Origin of the sequence: Kribbella sp. NPDC051587 (assembly GCF_044453945.1) — a bacterium.
Lineage (GTDB): Bacteria > Actinomycetota > Actinomycetes > Propionibacteriales > Kribbellaceae > Kribbella.
On record NZ_JBITDE010000019.1, the window covers coordinates 16,897 to 35,647 of the forward strand.

At 67.5% G+C, this 18,751-nt stretch carries 16 protein-coding genes; 7 read left to right on the forward strand and 9 right to left on the reverse strand.

From position 1 onward, the window contains the following. The first annotated feature begins 19 nt into the window (after nt 1-19). Both ACIA49_RS39305 and ACIA49_RS39310 read left to right on the forward strand, forming a co-directional pair. On the forward strand, nt 20-766 hold the full coding sequence (locus tag ACIA49_RS39305; RefSeq protein ID WP_396383412.1) for an esterase family protein: 747 nt from the start codon (nt 20-22) through the stop codon (nt 764-766). Between the two features lie 29 nt (nt 767-795). Then, a complete protein-coding gene (locus ACIA49_RS39310) occupies nt 796-2,034 on the forward strand; it encodes a RimK family alpha-L-glutamate ligase (protein WP_396383413.1) in 1,239 nt (412 codons plus the stop codon). Here the strand turns inward: ACIA49_RS39310 and ACIA49_RS39315 are convergent. Genes ACIA49_RS39315 through ACIA49_RS39325 form a run of 3 tightly spaced genes read right to left on the reverse strand, consistent with a single transcriptional unit; the run spans nt 2,029 to nt 3,905 of the window. Continuing rightward, entirely contained in the window at nt 2,029-2,364 is a 336-nt protein-coding gene (locus tag ACIA49_RS39315) for a hypothetical protein (RefSeq protein ID WP_396383415.1), read from the reverse strand. The genes ACIA49_RS39310 and ACIA49_RS39315 overlap by 6 nt on opposite strands. Next, entirely contained in the window at nt 2,361-3,392 is a 1,032-nt protein-coding gene (locus ACIA49_RS39320; protein WP_396383416.1) for a serine hydrolase domain-containing protein, read from the reverse strand. The genes ACIA49_RS39315 and ACIA49_RS39320 overlap by 4 nt, the downstream gene beginning before the upstream one ends. Nucleotides 3,393-3,398: 6 nt before the next feature. Continuing rightward, nucleotides 3,399-3,905, reverse strand: a complete 507-nt coding sequence (locus ACIA49_RS39325; protein ID WP_396383417.1) for an ArsR/SmtB family transcription factor — start codon at nt 3,903-3,905, stop codon at nt 3,399-3,401. A 60-nt stretch (nt 3,906-3,965) separates the two neighbouring features. Here ACIA49_RS39325 and ACIA49_RS39330 point away from each other — a divergent pair, with 60 nt between their 5' ends. After that, on the forward strand, nt 3,966-4,832 hold the full coding sequence (locus tag ACIA49_RS39330) for an amidohydrolase family protein (protein WP_396383418.1): 867 nt from the start codon (nt 3,966-3,968) through the stop codon (nt 4,830-4,832). Between the two features lie 19 nt (nt 4,833-4,851). On the opposite strand, the gene ACIA49_RS39335 is transcribed toward ACIA49_RS39330, so the two are convergent. From ACIA49_RS39335 to ACIA49_RS39345, 3 genes are all read right to left on the reverse strand, one after another. Further along, nucleotides 4,852-5,832, reverse strand: coding sequence for an aldo/keto reductase (locus ACIA49_RS39335; protein WP_396383420.1), 981 nt, complete (start codon nt 5,830-5,832; stop codon nt 4,852-4,854). A 14-nt stretch (nt 5,833-5,846) separates the two neighbouring features. Further along, nucleotides 5,847-6,758, reverse strand: coding sequence for a MurR/RpiR family transcriptional regulator (locus tag ACIA49_RS39340; RefSeq protein WP_396383421.1), 912 nt, complete (start codon nt 6,756-6,758; stop codon nt 5,847-5,849). Nucleotides 6,759-6,832: 74 nt separating this feature from the next. Further along, nucleotides 6,833-8,836 (reverse strand): hypothetical protein, encoded by a 2,004-nt coding sequence (locus ACIA49_RS39345; RefSeq protein ID WP_396383423.1) that lies wholly within the window; start codon nt 8,834-8,836, stop codon nt 6,833-6,835. 300 nt (nt 8,837-9,136) lie between these two features. Between ACIA49_RS39345 and ACIA49_RS39350 the strand changes: the two genes are divergently transcribed. Both ACIA49_RS39350 and ACIA49_RS39355 read left to right on the forward strand, forming a co-directional pair. Then, nucleotides 9,137-9,553, forward strand: a complete 417-nt coding sequence (locus ACIA49_RS39350) for a DoxX family protein (protein WP_396383424.1) — start codon at nt 9,137-9,139, stop codon at nt 9,551-9,553. Nucleotides 9,554-9,594: 41 nt separating this feature from the next. Beyond that, a complete protein-coding gene (locus tag ACIA49_RS39355) occupies nt 9,595-11,406 on the forward strand; it encodes a glycoside hydrolase family 2 protein (RefSeq protein WP_396383426.1) in 1,812 nt (603 codons plus the stop codon). Here the strand turns inward: ACIA49_RS39355 and ACIA49_RS39360 are convergent. Then, a complete protein-coding gene (locus ACIA49_RS39360) occupies nt 11,388-12,479 on the reverse strand; it encodes a YeiH family protein (protein ID WP_396383427.1) in 1,092 nt (363 codons plus the stop codon). The two genes, ACIA49_RS39355 and ACIA49_RS39360, sit on opposite strands and share 19 nt — an antisense overlap. 141 nt (nt 12,480-12,620) lie before the next feature. Between ACIA49_RS39360 and ACIA49_RS39365 the strand changes: the two genes are divergently transcribed. Then, nucleotides 12,621-13,391, forward strand: coding sequence for a GntR family transcriptional regulator (locus tag ACIA49_RS39365; RefSeq protein ID WP_396383429.1), 771 nt, complete (start codon nt 12,621-12,623; stop codon nt 13,389-13,391). Here ACIA49_RS39365 and ACIA49_RS39370 read toward each other — a convergent pair. After that, nucleotides 13,379-16,906, reverse strand: coding sequence for a glycoside hydrolase domain-containing protein (locus ACIA49_RS39370; protein WP_396383430.1), 3,528 nt, complete (start codon nt 16,904-16,906; stop codon nt 13,379-13,381). The genes ACIA49_RS39365 and ACIA49_RS39370 overlap by 13 nt on opposite strands. A gap of 94 nt (nt 16,907-17,000) precedes the next feature. Then, nucleotides 17,001-17,930: a LysR family transcriptional regulator gene (locus ACIA49_RS39375; protein WP_396383431.1), complete on the reverse strand. Its 930-nt coding sequence runs from the start codon at nt 17,928-17,930 to the stop codon at nt 17,001-17,003. Between the two features lie 109 nt (nt 17,931-18,039). On the opposite strand from ACIA49_RS39375, the gene ACIA49_RS39380 reads away from it, so the two are divergent. Further along, nucleotides 18,040-18,750, forward strand: coding sequence for an SDR family NAD(P)-dependent oxidoreductase (locus ACIA49_RS39380; RefSeq protein WP_396383432.1), 711 nt, complete (start codon nt 18,040-18,042; stop codon nt 18,748-18,750). Nucleotide 18,751 lies beyond the last annotated feature (1 nt).

Consider the following 18,751-nt stretch of genomic DNA (forward strand, 5'->3'; position numbering starts at 1 on the left):
TACTGCGGGGGTGAGGCGTGTGGAGCGTGAGCAGGTCGAGTTGGATGCTCCGGGACTTGACCGGCGCGGGACCCTGATCCGCTACGGCCACTACGGCCGGCCGGTGCTGGTGTTCCCGAGTGAGCAGGGTCGCGCCTGGGACTACGAGAACAACGGCATGGTGGACGCGGTCGCCGATCTGATCGAGGCCGGCCGGGTGAAGCTGTACTGCGTCGACTCGTTCGACGACCTCAGTTGGTCCGATCGCAGCATCCCGCTCGAGGAACGCGCTCGCCGGCACGGCGGCTACGAGTCCTGGATCCTGGATCAGGTGGTCCCCGCGATCGGTGCGGACTCACCCGGTACCGCCGACATGATCACCACCGGCTGCAGTCTCGGTGCCTTCCACGCGCTGAACTTCGCGTTCAAACGGGCCGACCTCTTCCCGGTCGCGATCTGCCAGTCCGGCAACTACGACGCCGCGAGCTGGCACGCCTGGGGTGAGCGCGGCGAGGCGACGTACTTCAACAACCCGGCCGACTACCTGCCGAACCTCGAGGGCGACCACCTGGACTGGCTGCGCCGCCGGCTCTTCCTGGTGCTCACCGTCGGCCAGGGCGACTGGGAGACGCACCCGACCGGTTCGTTGCCGTCGGCCCGCGCGATCGACGGCGTACTGACTGCCAAAGGCATCCCGCATGAGCTCGACCAGTGGGGGTACGACGTAGCGCACGACTGGCCGTGGTGGCGCCAACAGATCGCCCACCACCTGCCCCGATTCGTCTGACCTGTTCGTCTGACTCGTGAGGAGAACCCGTGGCTGACAACTCTCGCCATCTGATCGGTCTGCTGCTGGGTGCCGAGGAGGACTGGCCGCAGGCCTTCGAGGCGCTGCTGCGCCGGGTCGGCCCGGTCAAGACCGCGTCCGGCAGCCATGAGTTCGAGACCGAGCGGCTGACCATCGAGCCGTTCGACCTGAACGACCCGGTCAAGGTCGAGCTCGTCATCGACCGGCTCGCGTACTGGTATTACCACCCGCGCGAGTGGCTGAAGAAGGCCGCGCTGATGAACGGCACCTACCTGCTGAACTCGCCGTTCACGTTCCAGTCGATGGAGAAGCACTCGGCGTACTGCGCGATGCTCCGGCTCGGCCTGAAGATCCCGAAGACCGTGCTGGTGCCGTACAAGAACCCGGTCGACAACGTCCGCTGGGCCTACACGTCGGCGAAGTACAACAAGACCTTCGACCTGGACGCGATCGCCGAGGACCTCGGCTACCCGCTCTATATGAAGCCGTTCGACGGCGGTGGCTGGCGCGGGGTCTCCCGGATCAACAACAAGGTCGACCTGCACCGCGCCTACGACCAGTCCGGCGAGATGCTGATGCACCTGCAGGCGACCATCGACTACGACAAGTTCGCCCGCGCGCTGTCGATCGGCGCCGAGACGATGGTGATGGACTTCCGGCCCGACGAGCCGATGCACAACCGGTACGCCGTCTCGCACAACTTCCTCAGCCCGTCAGCCGGCCACCAGGCGGTCGCGATCAGCCGGATCGTGAACGCCTTCTTCGGCTGGGAGTTCAACTCCTGCGAGATGCTCGTCCGTGGCGATTCGGTGCACCCGATCGACTACGCGAACGCCTGCCCGGACGTCGCCGTCACCTCGCTGCACTACTACTTCCCGTGGGCGATCAGCGCGCTGGTGAAGTGGTCGGTGTTCAGCCTCGCCACCGGCCGGCGCAGCTCGGTCGACCTGCAGACCGACAAGTACTTCGCGATCGCCGACGACGAGTCGCTCGACTACGACGCCAAGATCGAGGCCTACCTGGCGTTGGCCGACGCCCACTTCGACACCGTGAAGTACCACGAGTGGTGTGCCGAGAACCTGCCCGACTTCGACGCCCGCGTCCGCGACTGGTTCAGCGGCACCGAGTTCACCGACATCCTGCGCGAGACGGTCGTCGCGACATACCCGGTCGACGAGCAGGAGAAGTTCCAGGCGCACTTCCAGGGCCTGATCAACCTCTGGCTCGCCGACCAGTCCGAGTCATAACAGCAGGCCGATCAGTACGGCGACCACCAGCAACTGGAGTCCGACCGAGACCACTCTGCGCGTGGAGTGGACTCGGGTGATCGCGGGCAGCTCGGTCGCCACGCGTCCGGCGTACACGGTGTCGACCGCGAGGATCAGCAGGCCGACCAGCCAGAGCACCGGCGGTACGGCGGTCCAGTCGACCGTGTGCCGCGCGACGAGCAGGAAGAAGATGCCGACGCCGATCAGCAGCACCGGATCGGCGCGGTCGCGCAGCCGGCCGCTGCGCAGCTGCCACAGGATGATCAACGGGTAGCCGATCGCGAGGACGAGCTGGATGATCGTGGTCATTGGTCCCCCTTCAAAAGGTCGATCGCGACATCGTCAACCGAGGCCTGGACGTCGGAGAGCATCACGACGGCCCGCTTCCGCTCCAGGTCGAGGCCGATGAACGAGGCGTAGCCGCCTGTCCCACCGTCGTGCCAGACGATGCTCCGATCGGGCAGCTTCTCGGTGATCCAGAAAAGCCCGATCCGGTACTCCTTGTAGTCGCGGCGCGGGCTGAGCGCTTCGATGCCGGCACCGGCCAGCAGCTTCTGTGCGAGGTGGGCGAGGTCCTCAGCACTTGCGACCACACCACCCGCGGGCGCATAGCCGTCCTGGATCCAAGGAGACTGCCGCCGGCCACCACTGCTGTAGCCAGGTGGCGCCGCGTCCGCCCTACCCGTCGCCACCCTGGCCGTCGACATCCCGTACGGCGTGAACACGCGCTCCTGCACCAGGTCCTGATAGGACTTGCCGGCCTTGCGAGCCAGCGCCTGACCGAGGAGCGCGCCGCCGAGGTTCGAGTATGTCGTGGTCCCGCGACCCTTGGTGCTGGCCGCGCGCGCCTGACTGAGTAGGTCGTCCACCGTGAACTTGTACGGGTTGGCCGCGCGCAGGTTGGTGAAGAACGTGCCGATCATGACGGTCGGCTGCCGCGAGATGTTGGGCAGACCGGACGTGTGCGTCGCGAGCTCTTCGAGCGTCGCACTGGCGACCTCGGAGTCGCCGAGTGGGAGCAGCGTGCCGACCTGCTGGTCGAGCGTGACCTCACCGCGCTTGACCGCATCGGCGAGCAGGAGACCGGTCAGCGCCTTGCTGATCGACCCCACTTCGAAGACGTCACCTTCGCCCGCGCCGCGTCCGGCGTACCGGATGGTGTTGGCCGTGACGACGGCGATCGACAGTCGGTGGCCGGGTTCGTCGTACTGATCGTCGATGAACCTCTGCAGGCTCGCGTCACCGGTCCGGCTCTCCTCCAGGCCGGGTCGGTGTGGGCGGACGATCCAGCCGCCGATCGTGAGCAGGACGGCGAGGACGATGGCGAGGACTTTCATGGGCGTTTACCTCTCCAGGGCGACCATGATGGCGAGCAGGGCGACCACTCTGGTCTGCGGTACGGCGAACACGCCGCGGCTCGGGCTGTGCAGCCAGCCCTCCGCGGTGAGCTGCCGTAGGTGGTGATAGATCTGCCCGCTCGTCCCGAGGCCTTCGACCTCGCTGAGCGCGCTGACCGTGGCGCGACCGTGCAGGATCTCGCGCAGCAACGTGAGCCGGACCGGATGCCCCAAAGCGGCCAGCGTCGACCCGCGGGCGGCCCAATCGGCCTCCAGGACAGCCTCGGTGGGACGACCGAACTGCCAGCTGGTCGTCTCCCCGTCCGGCAAGGTGACACTGCCGACGTATGCGACCCCGCCCGGCTCCGCGACGCGCTCCTTCAACGCGCGCAGCAGGAACAGCGGGTCGCTCTCGTCAAGCATCGGTACGTCGGTCCGTGGGCGCGCGGCCGCTTCGAGCGCGGCGATCCGCTGCTCCAGTGCTGCCAGCCGGTTGTCCACAGCCTTCTCCACACTGTGGATCATACGTAATTACGTAGTTCCTGCAAAGACCTTCGTTCTAGGCTGGTCCGCATGCGAGACGAGGACGTACCGGCGTGGTGGCAGGGGCTGGGGCTCGACGGACTGGTCGACATCCACGTGCACTTCCTGCCCGACCAGGTAATGAACGCGGTCTGGAAATACTTCGACGCCGCCGACGAGCACTACGGCACACCGTGGCCCATCACCTACCGGACGCCGGTGGCCGAGCGGCTGAAAACCCTTGCCCTGCTGGGCGTTCGGGCCTTCCCGGCTCTGGTCTACCCCCACAAACCCGACATGGCCGCCTGGCTGAACACCTGGGCACGCGACTTCGCCGCCACCACCCCCGGCTGCATCCCGAGCGGCACCTTCTACCCCGAGCCGACCGCCTCGACGTACGTCCGCGAAGCCCTCAACCAAGGCACCCGCATCTTCAAGGTCCACCTCCAGGTCGGCGACTACGACCCCCGCGACCCCGTCCTCGACGACGTCTGGGGCCAACTAGCCGAGGCCGGCACGCCAGTAGTCGCCCACTGCGGCTCAGGCCCCATCCCCGGCCGCCACACCGGCCCCGGCCCCATCGGCGAAGTCCTCCGCCGCCACCCCCGACTAACCGTCGTCGTCGCCCACCTAGGCATGCCCGAGTACGCCGAACACCTGGACCTCACGACCTACCCCAACGTCCACCTGGACACCACCATGGCCCTCACCCCCTTCACCGAGGCCCTGATGCCCTTCCCCCGCTCCCTAGTCCCCCGCCTCGCCGACCTAGCCGACCGCATCGTCCTAGGCTCCGACTTCCCCAACATCCCCTACCCCTACGCCACCCAACTCCAGGCGTTGGCCGACCTGGACCTCGGCGACGACTGGCTCCGCACCGTCTGCTGGACCAACGGCGCCCGCCTGCTGGGAATCTGAGCTGTCGGCAGCTTGAGTGTCAGAACGGTGCGTCGCCCAGGCGGTAGTGGTGGGTTGCGTCGTCCAGTCGCTGCTTCAGGTCGTCGGAGAGGGTGAACTCCAGGGCGGCGAGGCTGTCGCTGAGTTGGGTCGGGTTGCTGGCGCCGACGATCGGTGCGGTCACGCCGGGGGTGGCCAGCACCCAGGCGAGCGCGAGGGTTGCCATCGATTGGCCGGCCTCCGCTGCGAGGCTGCGTAGCTGGGCCAGCGTCTCGAAGACGTCGCCGCGCCAATAGCGGTCCCGATAGATGTCTCGGACGGCGTCGACGGCGAAGCGCGTTCCGTCGGTTGCCTCACCGGCTTGGTGCTTTCCGGTCAGCATGCCGCCGGCCAGTGGATTGTAGGGAAGGACACCGATGCCTTCTTCGCGACACAGCGGTAGCAGCTCGCGCTCGGCCTGACGGAAGAGGAGGTTGTAGCGCGGTTGCACGGTGACGAACGAGACCAGGTTGCGGGCCTCGCTTCGACCGATCGCCCGGGCCACCTGGTAGGCGGCGAAGTTGGAGCATCCGACGTAGCGGACCTTTCCGGCCCGGACCAGGTCGTCGAGTGCGGTCAGGGTCTCATCGATCGGGGTCTCGAGGTCGGGGCCGTGGAGTTGGTACAGGTCGATGTAGTCGGTCTGCAGGCGGCGCAAGGATCCTTCGACGGCGTCGATGAGATGCCGGCGGGAGTTGCCCTGCTGCCACGGCCGCGGGCCGATCTTGTGCGAGCCTTTGGTCGCCAGCACGAAGTCCTGGCGTCGTTTGTTCAGCCAGCGGCCGACGATCTCCTCGGTACGCCCGGCAGTCTCGAGCCGGCCGCCCATCGGATAGACGTCGGCGGTGTCGATGAAGGTGATGCCGGCCTCGGTGGCGCGGTCGAGGATGGCGACCGCGGTCGGCTCGTCGCTCTGCAGACCGAAGGTCATCGTCCCGAGGCACAGCCGGGAGACGCGTAAGCCGGTTCTTCCCAAACGCACGTGATCCACGGTTTTCAGTCCTTTCGGTTGGTCGACCGGGGTGCTCGGCGGGATGCGAGAGCGGCCGAGGAGCCGGCGATCGCGGCCGTGCTGGTCTCGTAGGTCCGCTGCGCGACACCGACGTACAGCAGGTCGACGACGAACTGCTGTGCCTGCCGGCCGGACAGGGCACCGGAACGGAAGGTGGTCTCCGCGGCCGCGGTGATCAGCGGGAGGTCGGCCGCGACTGCCAGCGGTGACCGGGGGAAGTTGGTGACGGCGACCGTGGTGGCACCGCGCTCCCGGGCGGTGGCGAGCGCCTCGACCGTGTCACGGGTGTGCCCGGAGTGCGAGATCCCGATCGCTACGTCGCCTTCGGTGAGCAGTGCGGCGCTGGCGAGGGCATCGTGCGGATCGACCCACGCGGAGGCAGGTCGGCGGATGAGATGCAGTCGACGGCCAAGGTCCTGCGCGGCCGCCCCGCTGCCGCTGACGCCGTAGATGTCGATGCGTTCGGCAATGACGATCGCGTCGAGCGCGGCCTCGATCATCGAAAGGTCGAGGGTGGCCGCGGTGTTCTCCAGCGCCTGGACTTCGGCGGCCAGCAACCCGGCAACCACGTTCGCCACCGGATCGTCGGGTCCGATGTCGCTGCCATGCCCCGGTGCCCACCCGTGGGACCGGTCCTGCGACACCTCCGCGGCGAGGGCGAACCGGAGCTGCTGATAGTTCGACAGCCCGAGGGACCGGCAGAAGCGGGTGACCGTCGTCAGCGACACACCGGCCCGGCGCGCCAGCTCCTCACTGGTCGCCAGCGGAGCCCCAGCCGGGTCGCGCAATACCTCTTCGGCCACCCGGCGCTCCGCCGGCGCGAGCGTCGGCAGGAGCCCTCGAACCCGGACACTGAGGCCAGAATCAGCTTTGGTATTACCTCGCAAATTTTCCATATCGGTCGTTATTCTCTAACCAACCTCGCTCAACGTCAACCGCCTTGTCAGTACGGGAAGGACGATCGGCGGCGTCAGCCTTCGCGGAGCTGTCGGGCGAAGGCGCGGGATTCGGCTTCGCGGTCGGCTCGGTTGGCGGCGAGGGTGGGCCGGAAGTCGTTGGTGCTGGGCCCGGCAGGTTCGGCGAGCTCCTCGCCGAAGTCCTCGGCGAGCTCCGCGTGGGTGAGGAAGGTGCGGAGGGCGGGGCGAGCTGGGACCGGCTCTGTCGGGTAGCCGGTGGAGTGGCGAGAGCCGTGGTACTGGTCGACGAGGCCCAGGAAGACCGAGTCCAGGTTGGGGAAGTACGCCGGGTCCGCGATCGCTGCCGGGAGCGGTTCGTCGGACCGGCGCTGGTCGAGCTTCCAGACGTCCTGCTCGAGGTCGAGCTCGACGAGGCTGGTGGCGACGAGGCCCAGCTCGGTGAGGCTGGCGTCGTCGAGGTGGCTGTCGTGGAGGTTCAGCTCCCGCATCCCCGGTACGGCGGACCACGCGGCGAGCGCCTTCGCGGAGCCGATCGTGTTGTAGGCCAGGTTGAGGCTTTCGAGCTCGGCGGTCGCGCTGGTGAGCGTGACGATGTCGTCGTCGGTGAGGGCGCAGGCCTTGAGGTTGAGGCTGCGGCCGGGGAGGTGGCCGACGGCGGGCCAGCCGGTGAGCTGGTTGTAGGAGAGGTCAAGAGTCTCGAGCTGACCGATGCTGAGCAGCTCGGGGACGCTCGCGGTGGTGAGACCGGTCGCGGCGAGGTGGAGTTCGGTGAGGTTGATCGCGTTGTGCGACGAGGCCCAGGCCACGGCGCCGGCGTCGCCGATCGGCTGAATCTCGGAGCGCCCGTAGTACGGCGAACCACCCGGGTCGCCGGAGAGGTCGAGTCGCTCCAACGCCGGCAGATCGACGTCGTGCGCGAGGTGCTGCGCACCGGACTCGGTCAGGTAGTTGTGCCGGAGATCGAGATTGCGCAGGGCCGAGAACGTCCCGGCGAATCCCTCGGCCGCCAGGTCCGTGAGTACGACGTCCTCGAACGTGATGCTCTCGATCCGGTCATGGTCGAGTGCCGCGAGTACGTCGATCAGCGCGGCATCACCAAGCGGGAGGGTCTTGATCGTCAGCGCGGTCAGCTGCGGGATGACCCCGCTCGTGACCACCGCAGCCAACCCCTCCGGCCCGAGCCCCTCCCTACCAGCACGACGCGGCCCCTGCAGCCCGAGCTCGCTGAGCCTGGTCAACTGCGCGGCCGCGAAGAACGCCGTACAGGCTTCATCATCCTCGGGTAAGACGTTGCCGACGGTCAGCGCGCCCATCAGGTGCCGACCGTTCCGGCCGCAGCGGAAGCCGATCGTCAACCGCTCGAGCTGTGCAAGCTCAGGGCACGCCGCAAGCTCACGTGCTTCCTCGAGGCTGGAGATGAGAACCGTCGCGGAACTCAGTCGCTGCACGATCCCTGCGCGCAGCAGGTAGGTCAGATCAGCTGCACGCAAACCGACATGACGAAGCCGCAGCGGCCGCCCAGCCGGCGGCCGGAACGGTGGCGGCATGAAGTGGAAGAAGTCCTCGCGGATATCGATCAGCTCAAGCGACTCCAACCGATTGAGCGCCGGAGAAGCCGCCAGCGCCTCGATCACTTCGGTGTCCAGCTCCGTGAGACGCCACGTCTTCAGCGCCCGCAGGTGTTCCCACCGCGGCAGGCTCGGGATCAGCGCCGCCAACTGCTCGCTCGCGAAGTACCCAAGGTCGATGCTCGTCACGCCAGGCACCTGCTCCGGATCGGGCATCGCCGGATCCGCCAACCCGAGATGCGGCGTCCGGCTCACCAGCGAACGAGCAAGCTGCAGCCCCGGCGCGACGTACCCGTCCTCAAGCCCGGCAAGCCACGACCACGGCGCCTCCCGAACCTCGTCCGGCCAGTCGGCAAGCCCGTGTGCACAGGCCTCGACAAGCCCCTCCGGCCCACCCGCTCGTCCCAAGGCTGCACCCAGCGCCCGAAACGCCAGCACACTCGGCGAACCGTTCAGCACCCGCTCGATCTCCCCCACAGCATCGCTCACGGCCGCAACCCTATGCGCTCCCACCGACAAAGCGTCTCGACCGGTCGGGGTGCGCTTTGCGGATGTCTGCTGCCGCTGGGAGGCAGTAGGACTCCGCAAATCTGCTTGGCGGGGCGATCGCGACGGTCGGTGGTGTTGGGGTGCTTTCCTGTCGCTACAGGTCAGTTTTGCTCCCCGGCCTACCGGGCAGGCGGGTGGCTGAGGAGGTCGGGTGGTTAATCCGTGGTGGCTACGGATGTGGGTGGGGGCTGGGGGCGGGAGAGTCGGGGTGTCAGTAGGACAACGACTTTGGAGGTTGTGATGAGTACGACGGCGAGTGCGGGGCGGCGGGTTCGGGTGGGGAGTGTGGTGCTGTGGGTGGTGCAGGTGGGGTTGGCGGCGGCGTTCGTGATGGCTGCTTTGCCGAAGCTGAGTGGGGATCCGGCGATGACGGAGATGTTCAATACGCTCGGGCCGGGCGACTGGTTGCGGTATTTGACCGGTGCGCTTGAGGTGGCGGGGGCGATCGGGCTGTTGATCCCGCGGTTGTGCGGTACGGCGGCGCTGGGGCTGACCGCGTTGATGGTGGGGGCGACGGTGACGAACGTGGGGCTTGGGGTCTCGCCGGCGATCCCGCTGACCTATCTGGTGCTGACCGCGGTGGTCGCCTGGTTCCGGCGGAGCACGACCAGCCAACTGGTGAAATCAGCTGTTGCTGGGCGCATTCCAACGTTGTAGTGTCAAATCGATCCGTTCCCAGCCACGTATCGGGAGTACTGATGACACAGCCTCGTGCCGAGTATCCGCGTCCGCAGTTCGTGAGAGCGGAGTGGGTGAATCTCAACGGCGAGTGGCAGTTCGAGATCGATCGCTCGGACAGCGGGCTGGAGCGGGGCCTGCGGGAACGGGAGCTGGAGCGGCGGATCGTGGTGCCGTTCGCTCCCGAGTCCGAGCTGTCGGGGATCGAGGACGTCGACTTCCTGGAGGCGGTCTGGTACCGCACGACGGTCACGATCCCGCAGGAGTGGGCAGACAAGGAAGCGGTGCTGCACTTCCAGGCGGTCGACCACGACGCGACGGTATGGGTCAACGGCACTGAGGTCGTCCGGCACCGCGGCGGGTTCACGCCGTTCAGCGCCAACCTGAGCCAGGTCGCGAAGCCGGGTGAAGAGGCGACGATCGTCGTCCGGGCACGGGACACCCACAAGGGCCCGCAGGCTCGCGGCAAGCAGAGCCAGCTCTACAACAACCACTCCTGCCTCTACACCCGCACGACCGGGATCTGGCAGACCGTGTGGCTCGAGGCCGTCCCCACGGTGCACCTCAAGCGGCCCCGGATCACTCCGGATGTGGCCGGCTCCGCGTTCCACCTCGCCGTACCGGTGTCGGCCAACAAGCCCGGCTACAAGATCCGCGCGATCCTCAGTGACGCGGACGGCGACGTGACGACGGCCGAGGTGCGCGCCGATCTCGACTTCGCGCCGCGACTCACCCTGCAGATCCCCACGGACCGCGTCCGGCTCTGGGACACCACCGACCCGCACCTGTACGACGTCGCCCTCGAACTGATCGATGCCGACGGCAACGTTGTGGACACGGCCGACAGTTATGCCGGCCTGCGGTCGGTCTCGGTCAACGGCCAGGCGATCCTGATCAACGGCAAGCACGTGTTCCAGCGACTGGTTCTGGACCAGGGCTACTGGCCGGACGGCCTGATGACGGCGCCTTCCGAGGACGCCCTCGTCAAGGACATCGAGCTCAGCATCGCGGCCGGGTTCAACGGCGCGCGCCTGCACCAGAAGGTGTTCGAGGAGCGGTTCCTCTACCACGCGGACCGCCTCGGCTACCTGGTCTGGGGCGAGTTCGGCGACTGGGGTTCGGGTGTCGGGCACACCGGTGACGACAACCAGCAGCCGACGGCCTCGTACGTCGGTCAGTGGCTGGAGGCGGTCGAACGCGACTACAGCCACCCGAGCATCATCGGCTGGTGCCCGCTGAACGAGACGCACCAGTTGCTGCACGACCGGATCACCCAGCTGGACGACGTCACGCGGGCGATGTTCCTTGCCACCAAGGCCGCTGACTCCACGCGACCGGTTCTGGACTCCTCCGGCTACTCGCACCGCGTACCCGAGACCGACGTGTGGGATTCACACAACTACACGCAGGACCCGGCCGAGTTCGCCCAGGAGATGGCCGGCCTGAAGGACGGAACGCCGTACGGGAACCTTGGCGGTCCCGAGGGCCGGCCGATCTCTCAGCCGTACGCCGGTCAGCCGTACTTCTGCAGCGAGTTCGGCGGGATCTGGTGGAACGCGGAGAAGGCCGCCGCGGGCAAGTCCGGGAACAGCGAGGACTCGTGGGGCTACGGCCAGCGGGTCGCGGACGAGGAGGACTTCTACGTCCGCTTCACCGGGCTGGTCGACGCGCTGCTCGACGACCCGCTGATGTTCGGCTACTGCTACACGCAGCTCACCGACGTCTTCCAGGAAGAGAACGGGATCTACAACTTCGACCGCAGCAACAAGCTCGACGTACCGCGGATCCAGGCGGTGCAGACCCGCCCGGCCGCTTACGAGAAGAAGGACTGAAGGACCAGCGAACCGACCGCGACCAGGACCCAGAGGATCGCTCCGAGCAGGAGCGGCCGGGGTCCTGCGTCGCGTAGCTCGCGCGGCCGGAGCGACAGGCCGATCGCGGTCAGCGCGGCGGTGATCAGGCAGGTCCCGATCAGGCTCAGCGTCGGCAACCACGCGTCCGGTACGACGCCCGCCGAGCGCAGCCCCGCGGCGGCGATGAAGCCGATCAGGAACAGCGGCACGAGCTTCTTCCACGGCAGCGGCCGACGCGTCGACGCGGTCGCCCCGTGGTACGAAGGTCCCTGCCCAGCAGCACCCTGTACGTCGAGCGCCCGGGCCGCGCGGTTCTCGCGCCGAACCTTCAGCGCAACAAGCGTGAGCACGATCGGGATCAGCGTGAGTGAGCGCGTGAGCTTCACGACGATCGCCTGATCACCGGCACTCTGGCTGTACGCGTACCCGGCCGCGACCACGGACGAGGTGTCGTTGATCGCCGTTCCGGCCCAGAGCCCGAAGGCCTCCGGACTCATCCCGAGCAGGTGACCGAGCGGCGGGAACGTCAGCACAGCAACGATGTTGAAGGTGAAGATCGTCGCGAGGGCATAAGCCACCGACGACCGCCGCGCCCCGATCGCCGCCGTCGCGGCCGCGATCGCCGAGCCACCGCAGATCGCCGTACCGACGCCGATCAACACCTGCGTGTCATCGCGCACGCCCAGCAACCGCCCGAACAACCACGCGCCACCCAGCGCGAGCGCCAGCGTCCCCAACATCACCGGCAAAGAAGACAGGCCAACATGAGCTACCTGCTGGAGTGACAGGCCGGTGCCCAGCACGACGATCGACAACTGCAGCAGGTTCTTGGCCGCGAAGTCGATGCCGGGGCGGAGCACCTCGGAGCGCAACGCGGGGATGAACAGCCCGGCGAGGACGCCGAGGACGATGCCGAACACCGGCCCTCCGACCACCGGGACCAGGCGTCCCAGCGGCACCGCGATCGCCACCAGCACCGCGACCACGCCGACCCCTCGCAACCGCCACACCGCAGAGCCGAGGCGACGGTGGACGCGGCGTGAAGCTCCCACAGAGCGAGCGGGCGGGGCGGAGCGGCCGTGCGGTGACCTAACCTCGACCTGCACCATGAGCCCGGCTCCTCTCCGCAGAAATGTGCGTACATTTAAGCTAAGAGCTGACCGGACATTTGGCAAATCGGAGGTCCGACCAAGATGACTGTGCTCGACCGCGAAGGCGGGCAGCCGTTGTGGAAACAACTGCAGACCGACCTGGTACGGCGCCTGCGGGCGGGCGAGTTCGACGCGGCCTTCCCCGGTGAACTGGCGCTCGTCGAGGCGTACGCGGTGAGCCGGCACACCGTGCGCCAGGCGCTGGGCCAACTCAGGTCCGACGGCCTGATCGTGGCCGAGCGCGGCCGCCAGCCGAGGGTCGCGATCGTCCCCGAGATCCGGCAGCCGATGGGCGCTCTCTACAGCCTGTTCTCCTCGGTGGAGGCCTCCGGCCTCGACCAGCACAGCGTGGTCCGCGTCCTGGACCTCCGCGCCGACGGCGTCATCGCCGCCCGCCTGGAGCTCGAGGCGTCCATCCCGCTGTTCTACCTGGAGCGCCTCCGGTACGCCGATGACGAGCCGCTGGCGCTGGACCGCGTCTGGCTGCCGGCTGACCTGGCCGAACCACTCCTGGACGCCGACTTCACCCACACCAGCCTCTACAACGAACTCTCCGAGCGCACCGGCGTCCGCCTGGACCATGGCCGCGAGGACATCCGCGCCGTGATGCCGACCCCGGCCGAGCGTGCACTGCTGCACTGCCCGGCCGAGGCCGCTGTCTTCTCGATCATTCGGCAGGGCACCACTCAGAACCGCCCGGTCGAGTGGCGCCATACCGTCGTGCGCGGTGACCGGTTCGCATTGTCGGCCGAGTTCTCCGAGAACACCGGCTACAGGCTCACCCCGGCCACCGCGACGGCTCAGGGCTGGTAACGCACGCTCCCACCCCAGTTGTCGTTCTGCCAGGCCTCCGTCGGGGTCCACCACCAGTGCGACAGCGTGTTCGTCGCGGACTGCGCGAAGATCTGCTGCTGGTCCCCGAACTGATACGCCACCGGATCCGAGTACGCCGCACCACCGCGGTCGGCGAAGGTCACCAAGTTGTTCCCCTTGCCCCAGAACCAGGTGTACAGCGTGTTGTTCGGGCCACGAGCGACGACATGCTGCTCCTCACCGAACGCGAACCCGGCCGGCGCACCCACGAACTTCCCCGACGCACCGGTCCACCTGTCCAGCTTCAGACCATCGGCCGGGTCCCACCACCAGTGCTGCAACTGCCCGTCCGCCGCCTGGGCGAACACGTGCTGTTGCCCCTGCCAGGTGAACGCGGTCGGGTCGGAGTACGTCTCGCCACCCCAGTCGGCGAAGTGCGGCTCGAACTCGTCAGCGATCCACCACCAGTGATACAGGTGATTGTCGGTGCCCCGGGCAACAACATGTAGCTGGTCGCGGTAGGTGTAGACGGCCGGCCTCCCGACAATCGGCCCCGGCGCACCGGACCACTTGTCCAGCCGGAGCTTCTGGTCGACCGGATCCCACCACCAGTGCGAGATCGCGCTATCACTCGACCGCGCGAAGATGTGCTGCTGTCCACCCCACACTGCGGCCACCGGGTCGGACGCCGCATCACCGGCCCAGTTCGCGAACGAGGGCTGCGCCTGGCCGTCAGCCTGCCACCAGTGCAACAACTTCCCGTCGGTACTGCGGGCTATGGCGTGCTGCTGGTCGAGCCAGACATACCCGGACGGGCGGCCGGCGATCGGCCCCTGGCCCCAGTCGACGGTCTTCGTCCCAACACCCGGCGCCCAGTTCCACCGCATCAACGAACCGGTCGTCGTCGGCGCGAACATCAACTCCTGACTGCCGAACTTGTACCCGGCCGACCCCGGTACCTCTTCAGTTGCCGCGGGCACCGAACCCACGCCGTACACCTCGAGGTCGTCGAAGTAGACGGCCGACTTCGCCCCGGACCGCGTCTTCACGAAGGAGAACCGGACGAACCGCGCCCGCGTCGGCGCGAAGTCCGCCTGGTACCACATCTTGTACATCCCGCGGTCCACGCCGGTCTGCGCCACCTCGGTGTAGGTCCGCCCGTCACCGCTGGTCGAGATCTTGATCCGGTCCGGCTGGTACCCCGGGAAGTCTTCGTACGCGTGCGCCTTGGCGCGTCCGACCGTCTGGACCACACCCAGGTCGACCGTCACGTCGTACGTGTGCGCCACGTTGTCGTTCGGCACGTCATAAGCGAACCCGCGCCGGTCGTTCCAGTCATGGGACAGTACGCCGTCGGTCGCCTCCTTGCCCGCGTCATCGTTCCCGGGCGAGGTCCCACCGGGCTTGGAGTAACTCTTGCCCCCGGCAAAGTTCTGCTGCAGCAAGTACGCCCCCGAAACCTCCAACCCGGCAAGCCCAACGCCTCCAGCCGGTACGACGATCCGCACGTACCGCGCCTTCCCGTTGATCCCCGCGAAGTATCCCTTGTCCGCAACGCTCACCGCATGGGCATCCGACCAGGAGGACCCGTCGTACGACAACTGCACCTTGTACGACGCGGGCGCAGCCGTCCAGGACAACTGGACTCCGTTCAACTGCACCTGCCGCCCGAGATCGACCTGCACCCACTGCTCGCCGGTACCGGTCGGCTGCCAAGCCGTCGCCGCATCCCCGTCAACCGCCTTCGTCGCATCCCCTGAGGAAGCGGTCGCCGTCTTGCCGACCGCAAGGTCCTGCGGAATCAGCGGCTTACCGGCTGCCGCATCCAGCACCATCGCCCGGATCCGTTGCATATAAGAGATGTCCGACTGGTAGTTGTTGCTCATCTCAACCAATGACCGCGACAGCTCACGGGCCAACCCCGGGTTCGTCTTCCCGAGCAGATTCAGCACCTCCCAGTCCTCGATCCCGTCCCGCAGCGACTCGTACCGCGTCGTCACCTCGAGGGTGTTGCGGGCGACATCCGGCTGGGTGATCCAGCCGTCCCCCTTGGGCTTCTGGTCGTCGATCTTGAAGCGCCAGTTGTTGTAGGCCCAGTGCAGGTAGCCGGTCGCGCCGCGGCTGTAGGCCAGCCACATCGTCATCCGCTGGTTCCACTGCGCCTCGTCGATGAACCTGTTCAGGTGCCCGAAGACGGGGATGTTGCAGTTGTAGAACCAGAGTTCCTTGTGGTTGGTGGTCCGCTCGTAGTCGAAGGGGTCCCGGTTCTCGGTGTAGGTGTGCAGGTTCGGAATCACGATGTCGTCGGTCTTGGCGACTCCGAAGGCCCCGGCGTTCACGATCGCGTCGGCGATCTTGATGCCCGGCCACAGCTGGCGGTACCGGGTGGCGACCTCGTTGTACTCCTCGACGTCCTGCGACTCGTCCGAGATGTGCTGGAACCACAAGTCCTGCCAGCCCTTGGCCGCCACATGATCGCGCAGCGCCGGAAGGTATTGGTCGGTCCAGTTCTTGCCGGCCGGCGAATCCCAGTCGTAGTACACCTGGAAGCCACCCGGCGTGGTCGGGAAGGTTGCCACCTTGAACCGCGGCGAGCTACCGATCAGGTCGTTGCCTTCAAGGCGTTTCACCGCGCCGTGCGCCTGGTAGTGCTCGACCAGCTGGTCGACCAGGGTCCAGTTGAACGTGTACTTCCCGGTCGACGAGTTGAAGACGCTGCCCGCATCGATGAGCAACCGCAGGATCTGCACCTGCACGCTGTTCCCGCGGTAGCGCTTGGTGATCTCCGCCTGGCGGTCGATCAGCTCCCACCACTTCGTCGAGTACTTCTTGTACTTGTAGATCTCCTCGATGGTGTCGGTGATCGCCGGGTCCGGGTAGATCGCCTGGCTCGTGCTCTGCCACATCACGTTGGTGAAGCCGCCGTCCTTGGCCGGCGGAATCGTCACCGCCCGTGCGTTCACCGTCAACGGCACGACGATGTTCCCCGCCGTGGTCCGCACCGTGACCCGCCCGCTGTACACACCGCCGGCGGCCTCGGCCGGCACGAACACCCGGATCCAGACCGACTGCGTGGTGTTCGCATCGACGGCGATGGTCGGGTCGTTGACCAGCCGATCGGGGAAGAGCCCCGGCGCGTCCCGGATCGTGTGCCAGGCAGGCTGTACGCCGTCGAACGTCGAGTTCCGGTTCAGGCTCTGATAGCCGACGAAGTTGTACGACAGATTCGTCGCCGCGATGCTGTCCGACGGCCCGGCCAGCTCACTGAAGTCGACCCCGTTGATCGTGTATGCCGACGGTCCGCGCAGGACGACCTGGCCGCCTTCGTAATCGTTGCGCGCCGTGTCGAGCTTCAGGACATCGGCCGCCTCCTCCGAGCGTCCACTGTCCTTGAACACCGACGTGTACGCCGATTCGACCCAGTACCCGGGAGGTGTCGCGGCCTCCGCCTGATCAGGTGGTACGACCACCGTCCCCAGGCCGACGATCAATCCCAGTCCGACCAACGCTCGCACCCACCGCACAGTGACCTCCAGGAGTCTGCTGGTGCAGCGAGGATGCGGTTCCGGCGCAGTCCGGAACAATCTGTGAAACCGAGACCGAATGGCCTCACGGTTGGTACGTCGAGGCTCCCGCCCGGAACGGATCGTCCTCCGGCAGCCAGTACGGCGCTGGTCCGAACTCCACCGCGGCATCCCGGGTCAATGCTTCAACGGCGGCCAGTACGGCGGGGTTCGACTCGTCCCACCGCGATACCAGGGCCCATGTCCACACCGGCGCCGGATCGACGACCGGTCGCCGGGTGAACCCACTCGGCCACGGAGTCGCGTCGCGCTTGGGTGAACTCAGTACGGGCCGGCCCAACCGCCGTACATGATCGAAGAACGCCGAGCCGGTGATCCCATGGTCGTCGATCCGCTCGACCGTGGCACCGGTCGCGCGGGCGAACTCGATCGCGTAGATGTTCCAGGCGGCCCACGTCGCCGTGTCGGCGTCGACGAGCACCACGGTGTCCCGGGCCGCCACCGGCGAGTCGTCGCCGGTCGAGACGGCGTCCAGGCGGTCGGCGCCAACCAACCGACCGGTTAGTTGCTGCTCGGCGAGGTCGGTCGCCCGGACCCAGCAGATCGCCAGGTCGATGCTCCCCTCCGAGACCCGTGCCGCCTGCGTGTGCGACGGCATCACCCACGCGTCGACCCGCAGCCGCGCCACCCCGGACACGCGTTCCTCGAGATCGGCCGGCCGCCAGCTCACGTAACCCAGTCGGACCGGCTCACTCATCGCAAAGCCCCGCGCCGTACGGCGTAGGTCGTCCGCCTGCTCGAGCAGCGCCCGCGTCCGGGGCAGCAGCGTCTCGCCGAAGGCGGTCAACGCAACCGTCCGGCGATCGCGCTCGAAGAGCCGGACGCCGAGGTCCCGCTCGAGCGACTTGATCTGCTGCGAGAGCGACGGGCCGGCGATGTGCAGCCGCGCCGCGGCCCGCCCGAAGTTCAGCTCCTCGGCCACCGCCACGAAGTACCGCAACTGCCGAAGTTCCACCCTGCGAACAGTAGTAGGCGCAGCCTCCCAACTGGGAGAAGACCGGTCGTGGAAAAGCCTGAATGGTTCGACAACTATCGAATTACACCAACTCAGGAAAGCAGGGGCTATGAACACCCAGAAAGTCGCCGTGATCACCGGGGCGTCGCAGGGCATCGGAGCCGGACTGGTCACGGCGTACCGCAAGCTCGGGTACGCCGTCGTCGCGAACTCGCGGTCGATCGCCCCCTCCGACGACCCGTTCGTACTCGCTGTCCCCGGTGACATCGGCGAGATCGGCGTCGGGACCGCGGTGATCGAGAAAGGTCTCGAGGCCTTCGGCCGGATCGACACCCTGGTCAACAATGCGGGCGTTTTCATCGCCAAGCCGTTCACCGAGTACACCGACGCCGAGTTCGACCAGGTCAGCGGTATCAACCTGCGCGGCTTCTTCGACACCACCCGCCGCGCCGTCACCGCGATGCTCGACCACGAGGACGGCGGGCACGTCGTCAACATCACCACCACCTTCACCGAGCACGCCCTCAGCGACGTACCGGCCGCGCTCGCCGCGCTCACCAAGGGCGGCCTGAACTCCGTCACCCGCTCGCTCGCCATCGAGTACGCCGCGCGCAACGTCCGCTTCAACGCCGTCTCCCCCGGCGTGATCCGGACGCCGATGCACCCGGCGGAGACCCACGACTTCCTCGCGGCGCTGCACCCGGTCGGCCGGCTCGGCGAGATCGAGGAGATCGTCGACGCGGTCACCTACCTGGAGAGCGCGAAGTTCGTCACCGGCGAGATCCTGCACGTCGACGGCGGCCAGCAGGCAGGACACTGAC

Excerpts from the sequence above, each read along its gene's own strand:
- ACIA49_RS39315 (WP_396383415.1), bottom strand. The coding sequence starts at position 2,364 with ATGACCACGATCATCCAGCTCGTCCTCGCGATCGGCTACCCGTTGATC.
- ACIA49_RS39320 (WP_396383416.1), bottom strand. The coding sequence starts at position 3,392 with ATGAAAGTCCTCGCCATCGTCCTCGCCGTCCTGCTCACGATCGGCGGC.
- ACIA49_RS39330 (WP_396383418.1), top strand. The coding sequence starts at position 3,966 with ATGCGAGACGAGGACGTACCGGCGTGGTGGCAGGGGCTGGGGCTCGAC.
- ACIA49_RS39340 (WP_396383421.1), bottom strand. The coding sequence starts at position 6,758 with ATGGAAAATTTGCGAGGTAATACCAAAGCTGATTCTGGCCTCAGTGTC.
- ACIA49_RS39350 (WP_396383424.1), top strand. The coding sequence starts at position 9,137 with ATGAGTACGACGGCGAGTGCGGGGCGGCGGGTTCGGGTGGGGAGTGTG.
- ACIA49_RS39355 (WP_396383426.1), top strand. The coding sequence starts at position 9,595 with ATGACACAGCCTCGTGCCGAGTATCCGCGTCCGCAGTTCGTGAGAGCG.
- ACIA49_RS39365 (WP_396383429.1), top strand. The coding sequence starts at position 12,621 with ATGACTGTGCTCGACCGCGAAGGCGGGCAGCCGTTGTGGAAACAACTG.
- ACIA49_RS39380 (WP_396383432.1), top strand. The coding sequence starts at position 18,040 with ATGAACACCCAGAAAGTCGCCGTGATCACCGGGGCGTCGCAGGGCATC.